Below are 17,494 nucleotides of genomic sequence, written 5' to 3' on the forward strand. Positions count from 1 at the left end.
CGGCAGAGGAAGCTACGACGAGGAGGCCACTGGCTCGCGCCTGCCCAGCCGGACCTTCCTAACCTCACGGCCCTTGTCGGCGTCGGCGTCGGTGTAGCCGAAGAAGTAGGTGCAGGTGAAGGACACCACCAGAGCCGCCAGAGAGGCGATCCAGTAGCCGGTGAAACCGGAGTCCATGCCCTCGGGGTTGACGAAGGACGGGAAGCCGACGAAGGCCCCGGTGAACCCGTACATGTTGACGTCGAGCAGCCCGGTCAGCAGCCCGCCGACCGCCCCGCCCAGCGAGGCGGTGAGGAACACCCGGCCGTACTTGAGGTTGAGGCCGTACATCGCGGGCTCGGTGATGCCGCAGAAGGCGGAGATGGTCGCGGGCCCGGCCAGGGTCCGGATACGCGCGTTGCGGCTCCTCACCCAGATGGCCAGCGCGCCGCCGCCCTGGGCAATCATAGTGGTTGACACGATGGCGTTGAGCGCAGAGCTGCCGGTGGCGGCGATCTCAGAGGAGATGAGCGGGATGACGGCCCAGTGCAGCCCGAAGATGACCAGGCACTGGTAGAAGCCGCCGATGACCAGGCCCGCCAACGGGAAGCTCAGGTCCAGGACCGCGTTGATCGCGGAGGCGATACCGCCGGAGGCAAACATGACCACCGGGCCGAAGACCACCAGGATGAGGGCTGAGACCACGAAGACCTCAATGAGCGGGGCGAAGATCGAGCGCAGCACCACCGGGATGTACTTCTTGAGCAGAGGCTCGATCCGGGCGGCCAGCCAGGCGGCGACGATGACGGGGAAGATCGAGTAGCTGTAGGCGTTGCCCTCAGGCAGGGCCACTGGGATCCCGAAGAAGTCGGCGTTGAACACCGTGCGGCCGATGCTGGCGGTCACCTCGTAGCCCTCGGCGTCAGGACTGGCCATCTCCACGATGGAGGGGTAGCACAGGACGCCTCCGATGATGGCCACCACGATCGGGTCCGATCCCAGTCGCCGGGCAGCGGTAAAGCCGACGATGATGGGCAGGAAGTAGAACATCGAGTCCGACATCGCGTTGATGATGGTGTAGGTGGGGCTTCCGTCCTCCACCAGGTCGAACTGCGTGAGCAGGGCCAGGATCCCCTTGAGGATGCCGGAGGCAGCCAGCAGGCCAATGACGGGAATCATGGAGCCGGTGATGACGCCGATGAGCGAGCTGAAGCCGAAGCGGACCCAGCCGACCAGGGTGGTGGGCCGCTCCACCTCCTCCTGCTCCTCGGCGGAGGTCTCACCCCCGCCAGCCCCCTGGGGCAGCTGTCTGACAACCGCCTCGTAGACCTCCCCGACGGCAGGCCCGATGACGACCTGGTACTGACCACCCGCCTTGACGACGTCGATGACGCCCTCGGTACCGGTTACGGCCGCGTCGTCGGCCAGGGACTGGTCCTTGAGGTAGAAGCGCACCCGGGTGATGCAGTGGATGACGGAGCGGATGTTGTCCGCCCCGCCGACACCGGCGATGATGCCGTGGGCCGTGGCGTCGTAGCCGCTGAGTTCCTGGCCACCAGGTGCCGCGCCACCCTCGCGCGGGGCCACGGCGGAAGGGGCGGCAGCACCGCCAGCCCGGCCCTGCTCCTGCGTGTCCCGGGTAAGGACGGCCGTGGCGACCTCCTGGCCCACCGGGGCGCTTCCCAGGCTGACGCTTAGGGACTCCAGCCTCTGGGCGGTGTTGGTGACCACCAGGATCGCTGTGGCGTCCTTACCAGCCGCCTGGATGACCTCCAGGTCCATCGTCCCCAGAGGCTGGCCGGCCTCAACCTTCTCACCCACCTCGACACTGAGGTCAAAAGGCCTGCCCTCCAGCTCTACCGTGTCAACCCCCAGGTGGAGGAGCACCTCAAGCCCCTGGGGGGTTATCAGGCCGATAGCATGACTGGTGGTAGCCACCATGGTCACCGTCCCGCTCACGGGAGCAGCCACCATCATCAGGGAGGGGTCGCAGGCAGACGGCGGCCGGACGCCGAAACCGTCGCCGACGGTGCGGGCGGAGAAGACGGGATCGGGGACGTCGGCCAGGTCAATCACCTCACCAGCTACGGGTGAGACGATCTTGGCCCCTGGCTCATTCTCGTCGTTGGACACAAGGCACCTTTCTGTGTTGTTTCCTGCGTGAGGCTCTGCCCTCAGGGCAGCGGGTCAGCTCGGACCGGAAGCGTCATGAGAGGCAGATAGGGATAAAAACAGTTAAAGAAACGGGTCATGGGCGACGGCGGGGCGGGCGGCGGCAGTCGCGGTGGCGCCACCGTCTCAGTCTGTCTGGAGGGAGGACCTGACAGGGCAGGAGACCAGCAGCGCCAGCGCCTGGTAGGGCCTCAATCTGACCGCCACGTCTGCGCCGTCACTGGCCAGCCAGGTCGGCTCGTCATCGTAGTTGGAGACGAGCACCCGGCTGTCCTGGAAGTCGGCCGGGACCTCGATCGTGGTCTCGTAGGCGCGGAAGCTGCACAGCACGAGCAGGTGCTGCCCCTCGTGGTGGCGCTGGTAGGCCAGGACGTCAGGGTGGTCCAGGGCGTAGGGCTCGTAGCTGCCCTCGGAGACGACCGGGTACTGCTTGCGCAGGGCGATAAGACGCCGGTAGTAGGGCAGGATCCTTCCCTGCCTCTCCTCGGCCTCCACACTGACCTGGTCCTGGTTGGCGGGGCGCAGCCAGGGGGTGCCGCGGGTGAACCCTGCCCCCGGCCCAGGCTCCCACTGCATGGGTGTGCGGGCGTTGTCCCGGGCCTTGGCACGCACCACGTCGAAGGCCTCCTCCTGCGTCAGCCCCTGGGTGAGGAGCTCCTGGTAGGCGTTGAGGGCCTCGACGTCGACGTAGTCACCGATGCTGGTGTAGGCGGGGTCGGTCATGCCGATCTCCTCACCCATGTAGACGTAGGGGGTTCCGCGCATGAGGTGGATGACGGTGGCCAGCATGGTGGCGGACTCGACGCGGTAGCGCCCGGGGTCGGCGAAGCGGTTGAGCGCGCGGGGCTGGTCGTGGTTGTTCCAGAACAGGGCGTTCCACCCGCCTCCGGCCTGCATGCCCACCGCCCAGTCGTTGAGGACCCGCTTGAGGGCGGGCAGGTCGAAGTCCATGGTGGTCCACTTCTGGCCCTCGGCGTAGTCAACCTTGAGGTGGTGGAAGCTGAAGACCATGTCCAGCTCGTGATTGGCGGGGTCGGAGTAGCCCACGCAGGCCTCGATGCTGGTGGAGGACATCTCCCCCACCGTCACGGTACCCGGGTCACGCCCGAAGCTGGCGGCGGCGAGCTCGCGCAGGTAAGTGTGGACGTCGGGGCCGTCGGTGTACATGGCCCGGTCGTCCGTACCGGGCGGGGCGTCCAGAAGCACCTCGCTCTTGCCGATGACGTTGATGACGTCGAACCGGAAGCCCCTGACCCCCTTGCCCCTCCAGAAGTTGACGATGTCAGCCACCTCGGCGCGCACCGCGGGGTTGCGCCAGTTGAGGTCCGCCTGCGTGAGGTCATACAGGTGCAGGTAGTACAGTCCGGTGTCCCCAAAGGGCGCCCAGGCCGGGCCGCCGAACTTGGAGACCCAGTTCGTGGGCAGGGCACCGTCGGCGCGGGCGGGCCGCAAGATGTAGTAGTCCTGGTAGTGCTTGTCCCCCTCCAGTGCCCGGCGGAACCACTCGTGCTCGGTGGAGGTGTGGTTGAGCACCATGTCCACCATGACGCCGATACCGTGCCCGCCCAGGGCCTCGACAAGCTCCTCGAAGTCCTCCATGGTTCCCATGGCCGGGTCGACGGCCCGGTAGTCGGACACGTCGTAGCCGTTGTCCCGGCCGGGCGAGGGGAAGAAGGGGTTGAGCCAGACGTGGTCCACACCCAGGGAGGCGATGTAGGGGACCTTCTCGATGACACCCCGCAGGTCACCGACGCCGTTGCCGGTGGAGTCACGGAAGGACCGGGGGTAGACCTGGTAGACGACGCTGTCGTGGAAGGACATGAGGGGTGTCTCCTCGGGAACCGGGACCGGCCCGGGGCGCAAGCCGGGCCGCTTGTGCACACAAGATTACATCTGTGTACACAAGCGGGAACGTGACGGGAGCGTGACCTCCCCCATACTTTGTGCTGCCTCGATTCCCGGTGCTGCTGCGAGCCAGTACCCCGGCAGGTCCCGGGGCTGGCGGGGCAGCGTGCGCCCACAGGCTCCCGGGCAGCACCCGGGCGGCACCGCGAGAGCGCCAGGGGCACGAGGCCCGGTCTACCGTGCTCCTGCCGCGCTCCTAGCGTGCTCCGAACAGCGCCCGGGCCTGGGCGGCAAGGAGGACCGAGCCGACAATGACCACCCCGGACGACGTCGCAGGAGCGTCAGTGCCCTCCGCGAGGGTCGCGGCCAGGTCCACGCCCTCAGCCAGGTCATGGGCGAGGCTGACCCGGTCCTGCCCGTAGACCTCCCGGGCGACCTCCGCCAGGTCCTCCACGTCCATGGCCCGCTCAGAGGCGATCGGCACACAGACCACCGCGTCGGTGGCCGGCTCCAGCCCGCCCAGGATCCCCTCGACGTCCTTGTCCGCCATGACACCCACGACGGCCACCAGGTGGCGGAAGCCGAAGACCTCCTCGACCGCCTCGACGAGCGCCTCGACGCCGTGGGGGTTGTGGGCGGCGTCCACCAGGACGGTCGGCGAGGAGCGCAGCACCTCCAGCCGCCCCGGGGAGGTCACCGAGGCCAGCCCTTCCTCCACTACCCGGGGAGGCAGTGCCCGCCCACCCATGACCGCCTCGGTCGCAGCCAGGGCCAGCAGGGCGTTGTGCGCCTGGTAGCGGCCGTGCAAGGGCACGAAGACGTCTTCGTAGACGGCCGCAGCCGTGCGCAGGGTGACCAGCTGGCCGCCGACGGCCACCTGGCGCCCGCTCACCTCCAGCACGCCCGCACCCGGCTCCTCCGGGTCCTCCAGGGTGTCGTGCTCACGGCGTTCCACCGCCCGGTGGGCAGCCACAGCCTCCTCCACCTGGGCACGGACCTCGGGAAGCTGGTGGGCGGTGACCACGACGGCGCCGTCCTTGATGATCCCAGCCTTCTCACGAGCGATGTCGGCCAGGTCCGAACCTAGCCAGCGCTCGTGGTCCCGGGCGACGGGGGTGATGACAGCGACATCGGGGCCGATGACGTTGGTGGCGTCCCATCGACCACCCAGCCCGACCTCGATGACCGCCACGTCCACCGGAGCGTCAGCGAAGGCGGCCAGGGCCATGACGGTGAGCACCTCGAAGAAGGACAGCCGGGGACCGCCCTGCACCTGGGAGCGCTCGTCCACCATCTGGATGTAGGGGGCGACGTCCTCCCAGGCCGCGATAAAGCCCTCCTCGCTGATCGGCTCGCCGTCGAGCGTGATGCGCTCGCGGATCGTGGCCAGGTGCGGGGAGGTGAACCTGCCGGTACGCATCCCGGTAGCGGCAAGCAGCCGCTCGGTCATGCGGGCTGTCGAGGTCTTGCCGTTGGTGCCGGCGACGTGGACGGTGCGGTAGCTGCGCTCCGGGTGGCCCAGGATGTCCAGGACTGCCTCGACCCGCTCCAGGGAGGGCTGGACCTGGTGCTCGGGCGCCCGGGAGAGGATCTCGGTCTCGACCTGGCGCATGCGTGCGGACACCTCCACCTGGCGGGCCGCCGCCTCCAGGTCGCGGCGACGGGTCTCCTCCTCGGCCAGGTCAGCAGCCGGGTCAGCAGCCGGGTCCTGCATGCCCGAGGTGTCAGAGGGGTCCTCATCCGGCTGCGGCTCCCAGGAGCCCCACCCGTCAGGATCATCAGCGTCCTCCGCGTCAACCTCGGCGAGGAGCTCGTCAAGACGCTCCAGGTCCCCGCCGGGCAGCATGCTGGCCACCACCAGCTCGCGCAGAGCAGCCAGGTCCTCCTCCTCAGCCTGGGCCTGGCGCTGCCAGGAGGTGTCCTGAGCCTCAGCGGCGTCCGCCAGGGACCAGCCGTCGGCGGAGCCGCCACCGGGACCGGCACCGTCCACTGTCTCCGCTAGACCAGCGGCACCGGCAGGGTCCTCGGGGTCAGGGGCGTCGGCAGCCTCCAGGTAGGGCAGGAGCTCGGGGTCCACGCCACCGGTCTCTCCGGCACCCCTCACGCCGCCGGGGCCCTCACCACCCTCAGGAGCTCCCCGGCTACCAGCCCGCCGGGTAGGACCCAGGGCGGCGCCGTCAGCCGCGACACCAGCGGCGCCCCCCTCACCGTTTTGCTCACCGTCCTGCCGACCAGCCCGGCCGGGGAGGCCAAAGGCCGCACCTGGGTGATGGCCTGGCCGAGGACCTCGACCCTGGCGGCCGACGGCGTCACGCTGGTGCCTGCTGCTCATGTCCCTGAGTCCTGCTTCCTGGTGGGTGCTCGTACCTGAGGAAGCAGCCTAGACGACAGGCCCTGGCTGTACGTCCCTGTGAGGTTGTGTGCGTGCTTGTGCGGAGGTCTGGCCGCTGGGGCCGGGGCTGGTGGTGGTGTGGGTCAGTGGGTGCCTGGCGCGCTGAGGGCCTGGCGCCGAGTGTCTGCTGCCACACCTCCTGGGAGGGGTGGGGTTGTCCGTTTGAGCGGATCCACTCCTACGGGACTCGTGCGAGGTGAGCTGGCACGAATCAGCCCTGGCTAGAAGGTGTCACCAGGGGGTGGATCGGCGCCAGCACACCAGGACACGCTGGGGGCCAGGCGGTCCCCGCCCTCCAGCCCGGGGTGGATCGGCGCCAGCACACCAGGACACGCTGGGACACCGGCAGTGCCCGGGGGTGTGAGACTGGCTCGCGCTGCTGCACCCCACAACGACACCCTTCACCCACGCGGGAGCGGTGACAGGCAGGCTCACATCACTGCACCCCACCTGGAACAGCCCAAACAAGCACACGGCCCACCCCCGCCAGCCTCCCGCCCAACAAGTAGTCCCAGACTCCCGGCCACGCGAGGCGGCTGAGCCCCGAGTGGCTCTGACGACGCGAGGCGGCTTCGAGCGGCTTCGAGCGGCACCGAGCCAGCCGGGCGTGGCCGGCCCCGGCACAGGACCCTTCACACGCGGCGTGGATCAGGCCCCGGCCAGGCAATGCGAACATCGTGACCCACAGCATGCTGGAGACCCTCACCACCCACCCTGTCCACAACCCCCAGGGAAGTGCACCTAGTCGGCCTGGCTCCGCTCACTACTCACTCGCTCTCGGCGCTCCACTGACCCTCAGGCGTGCGGTCCAGACGGTCCAGGATGCCGGCGTCGCGGAAGGCCCGCAGCGTGGCACCGGGCCCGTCGGCAAAGTGCTCCCAGCCGGTGTGGTAGGCAACTACCACGTGCGGGGAGCCGAGTACCTGCGCGGCCGCGCTGGCCCGCTCGGCTGACAGGCTCAGCGGCCTGCCCCCGAGCTTGGCTGGCACGGTGGCCCGCCCCGCGTGCAGGACGGCGTGGTCGGGGACCCCGAAGCGCTGCCTGACCTGGGCCACCAGCTCCAGGGAGGCGTTGTCACCACTGAGGTAGACCGTGGTGCCCCGAGCCTGGAGGAGGAACCCGGTCACCTCGCAGTTGACGAAGCCTGCGGCATCGGTCTGGCCGTCGGCCGGCCCGTGCTGGGCCGGGACGGCCCTCACGCCCACCCCGTCGGCCACCTCGGCGGCCTCCCAAGGTGCCAGGCCCTGAGCGCCCTCCCCCAGCAGCCGGGCCGAGCCCGGGCAGGTGAGCAGGCGCGGGGCGGCCAGGGCGAAGTCGCGCCCGGCAGCATCAAGGTTGTCGGCGTGGTCAGCGTGGCTGACAAGCACCACGTCAGCGTCGGCGAGCGCCTGGGCGGGCACTGCGGGTCCGCGGGTCTTACGCAGGAGGCCGTAGTCGGTGGGCGGGTCGAAGGTGGGGTCGGACACGATCCGCAGGCCTGCGACGTCGATGACCACAGTGGGACCGCCAACCACGAGGAAGCCTGTGTCGTGGCGGGGAAGCAGGGACGTCATGAGTCTCCTTGAGACGGTCGCAGGGCGTGTGACGGGGAAGGTGCAGGGCAGGAGACCTGTCGGAGAGCTGACAACGGTCAGTGGGACCGCGCGACAAGAGTGGTGGGCGGACCTACGGGACCAGGCAGCAGGGCTCGGGCGGCGCGGTCAGGAGGCGGGTCGATCCGTAGGGGTGGCCCAGTGGCTGGAGCACCAGGTACATCATGCCACCAGCCCGTCCGTCAGCCCCCTCATGATCTGAGCCACGGTTCCTGTGGGTGTCTGCTGCCAGCTGGTGCCAGCCCACAGGGACAGGTTGTCGAGGTCGCCCGAGCGTGCAGCCGCGGCACGCAGCACTCCGGTCAGCCTGTTGACGGCAGGGTAGGCGGCGGGGGCGCCGTCCGAGTAGGCGTCGGTGAACCCGTTGCGCAGTCCGCGCGCCCACCGCCCGGAGAAGGCCCGGGTGACCACGGTCTGGGTGAACCGGGAGTCGTGCAACGCGGCCCGGTAGAGGGGGTGGGTCCCCGCCTCCTCGGCGTCAAGGAACGCGGTGCCCAGCGCCACGGCGTCGGCCCGGCCCAGCCAGGGACGGACCTCCTCGGGCGCCGTCAGACCGCCGGTGACCACCAGCGGCAGGTCCACGACGCTGCGCACGGCGCCGAACAGGTCGTCGAGGCTCTGCTCGGGCGGGTTGGCGCGGGCGTCGAAGACCGCGCGGTGGCCCCCGGCGCCCGGTCCCTGGACCACGAGGGCGTCCACCCCCGCAGCAGTGGCCCGCCGTGCCTCCCCGGCCGAGGTGACGGTGGCCAGGCAGGCGGTTCCGACCTGGTGGAAGCGGGAGACGACATCGGCGGGCGGGCAACCGAAGGTGAAGGACACCATCGGCACCCTCAGGTCGAGCAGGGCCGGGATCTTACCGTGCCACCCGTCGTCGTCAGCCCCGCTGGTACCCGCCCTGTCGTCATCCGGGTCCAGCCGGGGCATCTCGACACCGTAGTGGCGTGCCAGCGGTACCAGACGGTCGCGGTAGGTGCGCACGGCAGCCAGGTCGCTGGGGCTGGTAGGTCGGGTGCCGGGAACGAAGAGGTTGACGCCAAAGACGGTGGTACCCGCGCGCTGGACCATCTCGACCTGCTCGACGACCTCCTCGACGCTCCTGTAGCCAGCGGCGAGGAAGCCCATACCACCAGCCTCGGCAGCAGTGGTGACGAGCCCCGGGGTGGAGGGGCCTCCAGCCATGGGGGCGACGATGACCGGGCGGCTGAGATCCGATACATGAAGCACAGGACCAGGCTACGCTCCCCCGCAGGCCCAGCCCTCAGCCCTGGGTCCCCACAGGAGCCTCAGCCGGTCTCGGCTGCTCTGTGAGACCAGCCCTCGACCTTCTCCACCCTGGCAGTGGGCGCCGTGGCCCCAGGGACGGCAACCACCGAGGCGTCTACGCAGCCCACCTCGCTCTTGACCAGGTCGATGTGGGTGTGGGTCCAGGCCCCCTTGTCCTGCGGGACGCTCAGCTCCAGGCGGATACGGTCACCCACGTGCAGCCCGGCGGCCTTGCGCTCGTCCTGGACCAGACGCACCAGGTCGCGCGCCCACCCCTCAGCCTCCAGGGCGTCGTCCAGGGCGGTGTCCAGGAGCACGAAGGCGCCCGAGTCCAGCATGGCAGCGGCCAGGGAGTCGTCGTCAACCTCGATACGGCTGGTCACCGTGAAGGCGGAGTCCTCGGCCTCCAGCACCACGGGCACGCCGTCCAGCAGCACCTGGCTGAAACGTAGGTCGCCGTCCTCGGTCAGCTCCCACTCCCCCGCCTTGACAGCGGCGAACAGCCGGGAGGTGAGCCTGCGCACCTGCGGGCTCAGCGCCCGGGGGTTGAGGGCGACCTCCCTGGTGACCCGGTACCCGGCAGACTCAGCATCCAGGACACGCACCTCCTTGACGTTGACCTCCCCGGCCACCAGGTCCTTGAAGGGCGCCAGGGCACCGGGGTCCGCGGTGGCGATGGTCAGCGTGCGCAGCGGCTGACGCACGCGCAGGCCCTCCGTCTTGCGCAGGCCCAGCGCCGCGGAGACCGCCGCCCGCGCCTCGTCCATGGCGGCCACCAGCGCCGGGCTGCCCACGTGGTCGGGGATCACCGGCCAGTCTGTCAGGTGCACCGAGCGGCCTCCGGTCAGGCCCCGCCACACCTCCTCGGCGGTCAGCGGGGCCAGCGGCGCCATGACCTCGGTGAGCAGGCGCAGCACGGTGTGGAGGGTGTCGAAGGCGGTGGTGTCACCGTCGGTGAAGCGCTGCCGGGAAGTACGCAGGTACCAGTTGGTCAGCACGTCCATGAAGTCACGGATCGTGGCACAGGCCCCGGTGATGTCGTAGGAGTCCATCTGGGCGCCCACGGTGGACACCAGGTCCCGGGTTCGGGCCAGGATGTAGCGGTCCATGACGTGCAGCCCGCCCCGGGAGACGAACAAGGAGGCGTCGTGGAGGTCCACGCCCTGGGTGAGGTAGCCTCCCCTGCCCCCCGGCTGCCCTCCTGGGTCCTGGCTGTCCTCCCTGCCCTCACCGCCCGCCTGGGCGGCGTAGAGGGCGAAGAAGTACCAGGTGTTCCACAGGGGCAGCAGCACCTGGCGCACCGTGTCACGGATGGCCTTGTCAGTGACCACGAGGTTGCCACCACGCACCACCGGCGAGGACAGCAGGAACCAGCGCATGGCGTCGGCGCCGTCGCGGTCGAAGACCATGGAGACGTCGGGGTAGTTGCGCAGGGACTTGCTCATCTTCGCCCCGTCGTCGCCCAGGAGGATGCCGTGGGAGACGCAGGTGGTGAAGGCGGGCCGGTCGAACAGCGCGGTGGCTAGCACGTGGAGGGTATAGAACCAGCCGCGGGTCTGGCCGATGTACTCCACGATGAAGTCCCCCGGGTTGTGGGACTCGAACCACTCCACGTTCTCGAACGGGTAGTGGACCTGGGCGAACGGCATGGCGCCGGACTCGAACCAGCAGTCCAGGACGTCGGGGATACGGCGCATGGTGGAGCGCCCCGTGGGGTCGTCCGGGTTGGGGCGGGTCAGGGTGTCGATGAAGGGCCGGTGCAGGTCGGTGACCTCCACCCCGAAGTCGCGCTCCAGCTCGGCGAAGGAGCCGTAGACATCGGTGCGCGGGTAGTGCGGGTCGTCAGAGACCCACACGGGGATGGGGGCTCCCCAGAAGCGGTTGCGCGAGATCGACCAGTCCCGCGCACCCGCCAGCCAGTTGCCGAAGATCCCGTCCTTGACGTGAGCGGGGAACCAGTCGATCTCCTGGTTGAGCTCGACCATCCGGTCGCGGATGGCCGTGACCCTCACGAACCAGGAGGACACCGCCTTGTAGATGAGCGGCTTGCGGCAGCGCCAGCAGTGCGGGTAGGAGTGGACGTAGCTGGACTGGCGCACCAGTACCGCCCGCTGGTCCTGGGGGCGCCGGGCCAGGGGCCCGGCGGCGTCGCGCAGGTCAGCCACGATCGGCCTGTTGGCGTCAAAGATGTGCGTGCCCGCGTAGTCGCCCACCTCAGTGGTGAAGCAGCCGCCGTCGTCGACGGGGATGACCGTGCCGATGCCGTGGGCCTGGCAGGTGTACATGTCGTCCTCACCGAAGGCCGGCGCCAGGTGCACCAGCCCCGTCCCGTCGGTGGTGGTCACGTAGTCGGCCGCGACGACCTGCCACGCGGCGGGACCGGGGGCGGCGCCCTCGGCGCGGTGGGTCTCGTCGTCAAAGTAGTCGTAAGCGGGCACGTAGCGCGTCCCGACCAGGTCGGCGCCCCTGTAGGTGGCCAGCACCTGCGGGTCCTCCCCCAGCTCGCGGGCGTAGGCGCCCAGCAGGTCACGGGCCAGCAGCACGTCCTGCCCGGCCACCGGGGAGTCCAGGCTGGCGTCCACGCGCACGGTCACGTACTCGATGTCGGGCCCCACGGCGACGGCGGAGTTGGACGGAAGGGTCCACGGTGTGGTGGTCCAGATCAGGGCCAGCTCGGGGGCGGCGTCGGGGTGGGTGGTGTCCAGCCGCTGCTCCAGGCGCAGGCCGACGGTGACGGTGGTGTCCTGGCGGTCGGAGTAGACGTCGTCGTCCATGCGCAGCTCGTGGTTGCTCAGGGGGGTGCGGTCGTGCCAGCAGTAGGGCAGGACCCGGTGGCCCTGGTAGGCCAGGCCCTTGTCGTAGAGGCTCTTGAAGGCCCAGATGACCGACTCCATGTAGGTGGGGTCCAGGGTCTTGTAGTCGTTGTCGAAGTCAACCCACCGGGCCTGGCGGGTGACGTAGTCCTCCCACTGACTGGTGTAGCGCAGCACGGAGGTGCGGCAGGCCGCGTTGAACTCCTCGATGCCCAGGCCCCCGGGCCGGGTGATCTCGGTGACGTCGTCGATGCCCAGCTCGCGCTGGGCCTCCAGCTCGGCGGGCAGGCCGTGGGTGTCCCAGCCGAAGCGGCGCTCCACCCGCCGCCCGCGCTGGGTCTGGTAGCGCCCCACCGCGTCCTTGACGTAGCCGGTCAGCAGGTGCCCGTAGTGGGGCAGGCCGTTGGCGAAGGGCGGGCCGTCGTAGAAGACGAACTCCTCGCAGGGCTCGCCGCTGCTGTCAACGCGGCTGCCGGCACGGTTGTCGACAGACGCCTGGAAGGTGGCGTCCTCCTTCCAGTAGGCCAGGACCTCCTGCTCCAGGGTCGGGAAGGACGGGGAGGCGGGGACATCCTCGCCGCTGCGGTGGAGGGGGTAGAAGGCAGCCCCCGTGTGCTGGGTGGCGGTGGTCCTCCCCGTGCTCGTGCCTGCCATCAGTGGTGCGCCTCGCTCTCGCTCGTGCCTGCCGCCCCGGGCGGGTGCCCGGGGACTGCGAGGACGACACCACCGCCCGGCCGGGGCGTGCTGCCTGGCGCAGCCCCGGTGGGCGCCGCGTGCCGCGGTACCACCTCGCTTGTCGCGCTACGCCCGCCCCCCGGGGACCGGGAGGCCAGGCCTGCGCGACCGCCTCGTGACCAGCTGTGACGGGCTGTCCCGTCCGGTTCTACTAGGGGCAGCCCACGCACGCGCCGGTCACGCCCTGTTCCTCCGGAGGCTCGCCGGTGATAGCCGGGTCCACGCCTTGTGCCGGGAAGTCTAGGACACCGGCACCGCACGGGCCAGCACGGCCCGGGGCCAGGCAGCGTCATCCCGGCCACACACCACAACCCGACATACCCCGGCCAGCTTCACCTGCGTCCCGGTGACCGCCGTGGCTGCGGCGGTCAGGCCGTCGAGCCGGTCCCCTGGCCGACCGACAGCGCCTGAGGGCGTCACCGAGGTCGATCAGGCTGAGGCTGGCGACACCGAGGGCTGTGCCGACTCCTCCGAGAACCTGGAGGGCTCCGTGGCACCAGAGCCTGAGTCCTCGGAGCCACCAGACCCGTCGGAGCCCTCAGAGGCGCCGGGGTTACTACTCTCCTCGGGCCACGGGCCGCTTCCGTCAGGGACCGTCCGCCCGTCCCCGCCCGACCAGTCTTGCCCCTCCAACCCGTCCGCGCCGTCCATGGGACCGGGACCACCGTGCCCTCCGGGCATCCAGTCCTCGTGCGAGCCGCTACCCCTGTGCTCGTCGTGCCACCCGCCTCCAGCCATAGCGTGGGCACCCCATCCCAGGCCGAAGGAGCCCGCCAGGAGGGCCACGGCAGCAGCGGCACCCACGACTCGCCTACGGTACCATGGCCGCTTGCCGCTGCCGCTCTTGCCGTCTGTGCCCGCCTGCGGCTGGGCGTACGCGGCACCGGCCACCGTCGTCAACCCGGGGGCGGGTGCCCCACTCGCCGCCGCCTGCGGGCCAGCCGCAGGGGTGGGCGCCGCCGCGGGGGCGGGGGTCCCGGACTGAGGCCCGGACCGGGGAGACGAGGAGGCGGCAGCTGGCTCGCCAGCAGGGGGCTGCTCAGCCGACCCCTGCTCAGCCGGTCCTTGAGCGGCTGGAGCCTGCTCAGACAGACCCCGCTCGGAGCCGTCCGGCGCTGGCGACGTGGTGTTGGCCATGCATATGTCCTTTCGCGTCTTAACGGCATGGTTCCGGGCTCCCGGAACATCCCTGACACTACGGACAGGCCCTGTGCCTGGCTCAGGCCCCTCCTGTGCGCAGTCTGTGACCCAGCGGGCACCGGTGGCAGCAGCCGGAGCCGCCACCGGCCACCCAACCGACCGTGCTGGCAGGACTGGCCGGGCTGGTGTGCTGGCTGTGCCAGCCGGTCCTGGCCGAGCCCCTCAGCCCTCGCGGGCCACCACCGTGTTGGAGGCTTGTGCGCGCGGCCGCACGATCATCGAGTCGATGTTGACGTGGGAGGGGCGCTCCAGCGCCCACGTGACGCACTCGGCCACGTCCTGGGCGGTCAGGGGCTGCGCGACCCCGGCGTAGACCTTCTGGGCCGCCTGGGCGTCACCACGGAACCGGTTGAGGGAGAACTCCTCGGTGGCCACCATCCCGGGGGCGATCTCGATGACGCGCACCGGCTCTCCCACCAGCTCCAGGCGCAGCGTGCCCGCGATGACCCGCTCAGCGTGCTTGGCCGCGACGTACCCTGCCCCACCCGGGTAGGTGTCGTGGGCCGCGGTGGAGGTGAGGAAGACCAGGTCCCCGCCGCGCTCGCGCAGACCGGGGAGGAAGGCCTGGCTCACCCGCAGCGCCGCCAGCACGTTGCGCTCATACATGGTCATCCACTCCTGCGGGTCGCCCTGCGCCACAGGGTCGACACCCAGGGCACCGCCGGCGTTGTTGACCACGGCGTCTACCGGTCCGTCCGCCAGGACCTCGCGGGCCAGGCGGTCGACGTCGTCGCCCACCTGGAGGTCGGCTACCACCCAGGTGCAGCCGGTCTCTCCCGCCAGGGCCTCCAGCCGCTGCTGCCGACGGGCTGTGGCCACCACCTGCCAGCCGTGGGAGCGCAGACGCCTGACGGTGGCAGCACCGATACCGGTGGAGGCGCCTGTCACCACGGCCCTGCGTGCACCGTTGTCGCTAGTGGTGCCGCTGGTGATGTCACTACTGGTCGGAGTCACGCTCATGGTCCCATGATGCACCCCGGGACGCCCTGGCGCCGACCGCTCACGGCCCGCAGAGAGCCCCGGCAGCACAACCGGGACGCCAGTGCGCCACCACGGTCGGGAGCACGGCAGGCAGCACGGCAGGCAGCACGCCGGACCAGACGCCAGGACACGGCGGGCACAGCAGACGCAGCAGGCACGGTAGGCTCTGCCCGCTCCCTCCCTCGAGTCGGAAGGCTCCACGATGAACGCCGTCCTTCTTGCCGTCCTGGTCATGCTCGTCCTGGCCACGTTGCGCGTGCACGTGGTCCTGTCCCTGTTCGTAGGCGCCCTGGTGGGCGGGCTGACCAGTGGCATGGGGATCGAGGGGACCATGGTCTCCTTCCAGGAAGGGCTTGCTGGCGGCGCCCAGATTGCCCTGTCCTACGCGCTGCTAGGCGCCTTCGCCATGTCCGTGGCCCACTCGGGGCTGCCCCAGCTGCTGGCCAACTGGCTCATCGCCCGCCTGGACACCAGTGACGCGAGCACCTCGCAGAAGATCGTGAGCACCAGCCGGTGGGCGCTGCTGGCCGGGGTCATTGCCATGGCCGTCATGAGCCAGAACCTCATCCCGGTGCACATCGCCTTCATCCCGCTGGTGGTCCCGCCCCTGCTGGTCGTCATGAGCCGGCTGGGACTGGACCGGCGTGCGGTGGCCTGCGCCATCACCTTCGGCCTGGTGACCACCTACATGTTCCTGCCCCTGGGATTCGGCCGGGTCTATCTCAACGACATCCTCTACGGCAACATCGCCAGGGCGGGCCTGGACGTCTCCGACGTCCCGGTCACCCACGCCATGGCCCTGCCCGCCCTGGGGATGCTCGTCGGTGTGCTCACCGCCCTGCTGGTCACCTACCGCAGGCCGCGCGCCTACGACCTCAACGCCCAGGTCGACGCCACCACCCCGCAGACCATCGACCGCCGCCGCGTGGTCGTCGCCCTGGTGGCCGTCGTGGCCTGCTTCGCCGTGCAGACGGCCCTGACGCTCCTGGACTCCGAGGCCGACCCCCTGCTCATCGGCACCCTGGTGGGACTGCTGCTGTTCATGGCCACCAGGGTGGTCGGCTGGAAGGAGGCCGACGACGTCTTCACCAGCGGAATGCGCATGATGGCGCTCATCGGCCTCATCATGATCACTGCCCAGGGCTTCGCCCAGGTGCTCCAGGACAGCGGCCAGATCGACTCCCTGGTGGAGTCCGCGACAGGCCTGTTCTCCGGCAGCCGCGCCGCCGCAGCACTAGTCATGCTGCTGGTGGGTCTGGTCATCACCATGGGTATCGGCTCCTCCTTCTCCACCCTGCCGATCATCTCCGCGATCTACGTGCCCCTGTGCGCCACGCTGGGCTTCTCCCCCGCCGCCACCGTCGCCCTCATCGGCACCTCCGGGGCCCTGGGCGACGCGGGCTCGCCCGCCTCGGACTCCACGCTGGGACCCACCGCCGGCCTCAATGCTGACGGACAGCACGATCACATGCGCGACTCGGTCATCCCCACCTTCATCCACCTCAACATCCCTCTCATCATCGCCGGGTGGCTGGCGGCCATGGTGCTGTAAGACTCCCGGGCCCAGTGGTTAGCCCACCGTGAGCCCCGGCACGAGGCTGCGGCCGCTACGCTGAGGCCATGGCCTCCTCCGCGACCCCCCCAGCACCACCCCCACCGACTGCTGCTACGACCGTCGGCTTCATCGGCGCGGGCAACATGGCGGGGGCTGTCCTCCGTGGCGGCACAGCCTCAGGGGTCCTGAACCCCAAGGAGGTGCTGCTGGCCCCCAGCCCGGACCCCAGCGCCGAGCGGCTGGCCGCCGCCACGGGAGCCCGGGTCGCGGACAGCGCCCCAGCCCTGGTGGCCGCCAGTGACGTCGTCGTCCTGGCGGTCAAGCCGCACGTGGTACCCATCGTCCTCGCTGAGGTCCATGACGTCGCGGCCAGCCACACCCCGCTGGTGGTCTCGGTGGCGGCCGGGCTGAGCACCACGCGTCTAGAGTCCCTGCTGCCCGCCGGTGCCCGGGTGGTGCGCACTATGCCGAACATGGCCGCCCTGGTGGGCGAGGCCATGACCGCCCTGGCACCGGGTCGCTCGGCCACCCCTGAGGACCTGGCCACCGCCAGGCGGCTCATGGGCTCGGTGGGCGCCGTCACCGAGCTCGACGAGCACCTCTTCAGCACGTTCACCGCTATCTCGGGTTCCTCACCCGCCTTCGTCCTCACCTTCGTCGAGGCCCTGGCACGGGCGGGTGTGCTGGGCGGGATCCCCAAGGGCCAGGCGGTGGAGATCGTCACCCAGGTCCTCCTGGGCACGGCCCGCACCGTCCAGGCTGAGGCACAGCAGGCCCAGGCCGGCCAGGCTGCCCGCACGCCAGCGGACCTCGTGGACGCCGTGTCCTCCCCCGGCGGGACAACTGTGGCCGGGCTGGTGGCCATGGAGCGGGCGGGCTTCTCCGACGCCGTCATCCGGGGTGCCCAGGCGGCCGCGCAGCGCGACCGCGAGCTGGGCGAGGACTGAGGTCCCCCACTCCAGCAGGC

At 70.4% G+C, this 17,494-nt stretch carries 10 protein-coding genes; 2 read left to right on the forward strand and 8 right to left on the reverse strand.

What is annotated here, in order from left to right:
• Window positions 1–12: 12 nt before the first annotated feature.
• The 8 genes from D4740_RS04400 to D4740_RS04440 all read right to left on the reverse strand — a co-directional run bounded on the left by D4740_RS04400 (window position 13) and on the right by D4740_RS04440 (window position 14,951).
• Window positions 13–2,112: a PTS glucose transporter subunit IIABC gene (locus tag D4740_RS04400; protein WP_119835734.1), complete on the reverse strand. Its 2,100-nt coding sequence runs from the start codon at window positions 2,110–2,112 to the stop codon at window positions 13–15.
• A gap of 165 nt (window positions 2,113–2,277) precedes the next feature.
• Complete coding sequence (gene treC / locus D4740_RS04405) at window positions 2,278–3,972, reverse strand: alpha,alpha-phosphotrehalase (protein ID WP_119835735.1); 1,695 nt, start codon at window positions 3,970–3,972, stop codon at window positions 2,278–2,280.
• Window positions 3,973–4,252: 280 nt separating this feature from the next.
• Complete coding sequence (locus D4740_RS04410) at window positions 4,253–6,328, reverse strand: folylpolyglutamate synthase/dihydrofolate synthase family protein (RefSeq protein ID WP_119835736.1); 2,076 nt, start codon at window positions 6,326–6,328, stop codon at window positions 4,253–4,255.
• An 827-nt stretch (window positions 6,329–7,155) separates the two neighbouring features.
• Window positions 7,156–7,941, reverse strand: coding sequence for an MBL fold metallo-hydrolase (locus D4740_RS04415; RefSeq protein ID WP_119835737.1), 786 nt, complete (start codon window positions 7,939–7,941; stop codon window positions 7,156–7,158).
• A gap of 201 nt (window positions 7,942–8,142) precedes the next feature.
• Window positions 8,143–9,204, reverse strand: coding sequence for a nitronate monooxygenase family protein (locus D4740_RS04420; RefSeq protein ID WP_220475012.1), 1,062 nt, complete (start codon window positions 9,202–9,204; stop codon window positions 8,143–8,145).
• 59 nt (window positions 9,205–9,263) lie between these two features.
• Window positions 9,264–12,710 (reverse strand): isoleucine--tRNA ligase, encoded by a 3,447-nt coding sequence (gene ileS, locus D4740_RS04425; RefSeq protein WP_119835739.1) that lies wholly within the window; start codon window positions 12,708–12,710, stop codon window positions 9,264–9,266.
• Window positions 12,711–13,220: 510 nt separating this feature from the next.
• Window positions 13,221–13,928 carry a hypothetical protein gene (locus D4740_RS12685; RefSeq protein WP_147392841.1) on the reverse strand — a complete coding sequence of 236 codons (708 nt, stop codon included), beginning with the start codon at window positions 13,926–13,928 and terminating at the stop codon, window positions 13,221–13,223.
• A gap of 225 nt (window positions 13,929–14,153) precedes the next feature.
• Entirely contained in the window at window positions 14,154–14,951 is a 798-nt protein-coding gene (locus D4740_RS04440) for an SDR family NAD(P)-dependent oxidoreductase (RefSeq protein ID WP_119835741.1), read from the reverse strand.
• Between the two features lie 223 nt (window positions 14,952–15,174).
• Here D4740_RS04440 and D4740_RS04445 point away from each other — a divergent pair, with 223 nt between their 5' ends.
• Window positions 15,175–16,524 carry a Na+/H+ antiporter family protein gene (locus tag D4740_RS04445; protein WP_119835742.1) on the forward strand — a complete coding sequence of 450 codons (1,350 nt, stop codon included), beginning with the start codon at window positions 15,175–15,177 and terminating at the stop codon, window positions 16,522–16,524.
• A gap of 68 nt (window positions 16,525–16,592) precedes the next feature.
• Entirely contained in the window at window positions 16,593–17,474 is an 882-nt protein-coding gene (gene proC / locus D4740_RS04450) for a pyrroline-5-carboxylate reductase (protein WP_119835743.1), read from the forward strand.
• Window positions 17,475–17,494 lie beyond the last annotated feature (20 nt).

The sequence above is a fragment of the Actinomyces sp. 2119 genome, assembly GCF_003591215.1.
GTDB lineage: Bacteria > Actinomycetota > Actinomycetes > Actinomycetales > Actinomycetaceae > Actinomyces > Actinomyces lilanjuaniae.

Bases quoted from the DNA above. Each gene is read 5' to 3' on its own strand.
- treC (WP_119835735.1), bottom strand. From the start codon at position 3,972: ATGTCCTTCCACGACAGCGTCGTCTACCAGGTCTACCCCCGGTCCTTC.
- D4740_RS04440 (WP_119835741.1), bottom strand. From the start codon at position 14,951: ATGAGCGTGACTCCGACCAGTAGTGACATCACCAGCGGCACCACTAGC.
- proC (WP_119835743.1), top strand. From the start codon at position 16,593: ATGGCCTCCTCCGCGACCCCCCCAGCACCACCCCCACCGACTGCTGCT.
- D4740_RS04410 (WP_119835736.1), bottom strand. From the start codon at position 6,328: ATGAGCAGCAGGCACCAGCGTGACGCCGTCGGCCGCCAGGGTCGAGGT.
- ileS (WP_119835739.1), bottom strand. From the start codon at position 12,710: ATGGCAGGCACGAGCACGGGGAGGACCACCGCCACCCAGCACACGGGG.
- D4740_RS04415 (WP_119835737.1), bottom strand. From the start codon at position 7,941: ATGACGTCCCTGCTTCCCCGCCACGACACAGGCTTCCTCGTGGTTGGC.
- D4740_RS04445 (WP_119835742.1), top strand. From the start codon at position 15,175: ATGAACGCCGTCCTTCTTGCCGTCCTGGTCATGCTCGTCCTGGCCACG.
- D4740_RS12685 (WP_147392841.1), bottom strand. From the start codon at position 13,928: ATGGCCAACACCACGTCGCCAGCGCCGGACGGCTCCGAGCGGGGTCTG.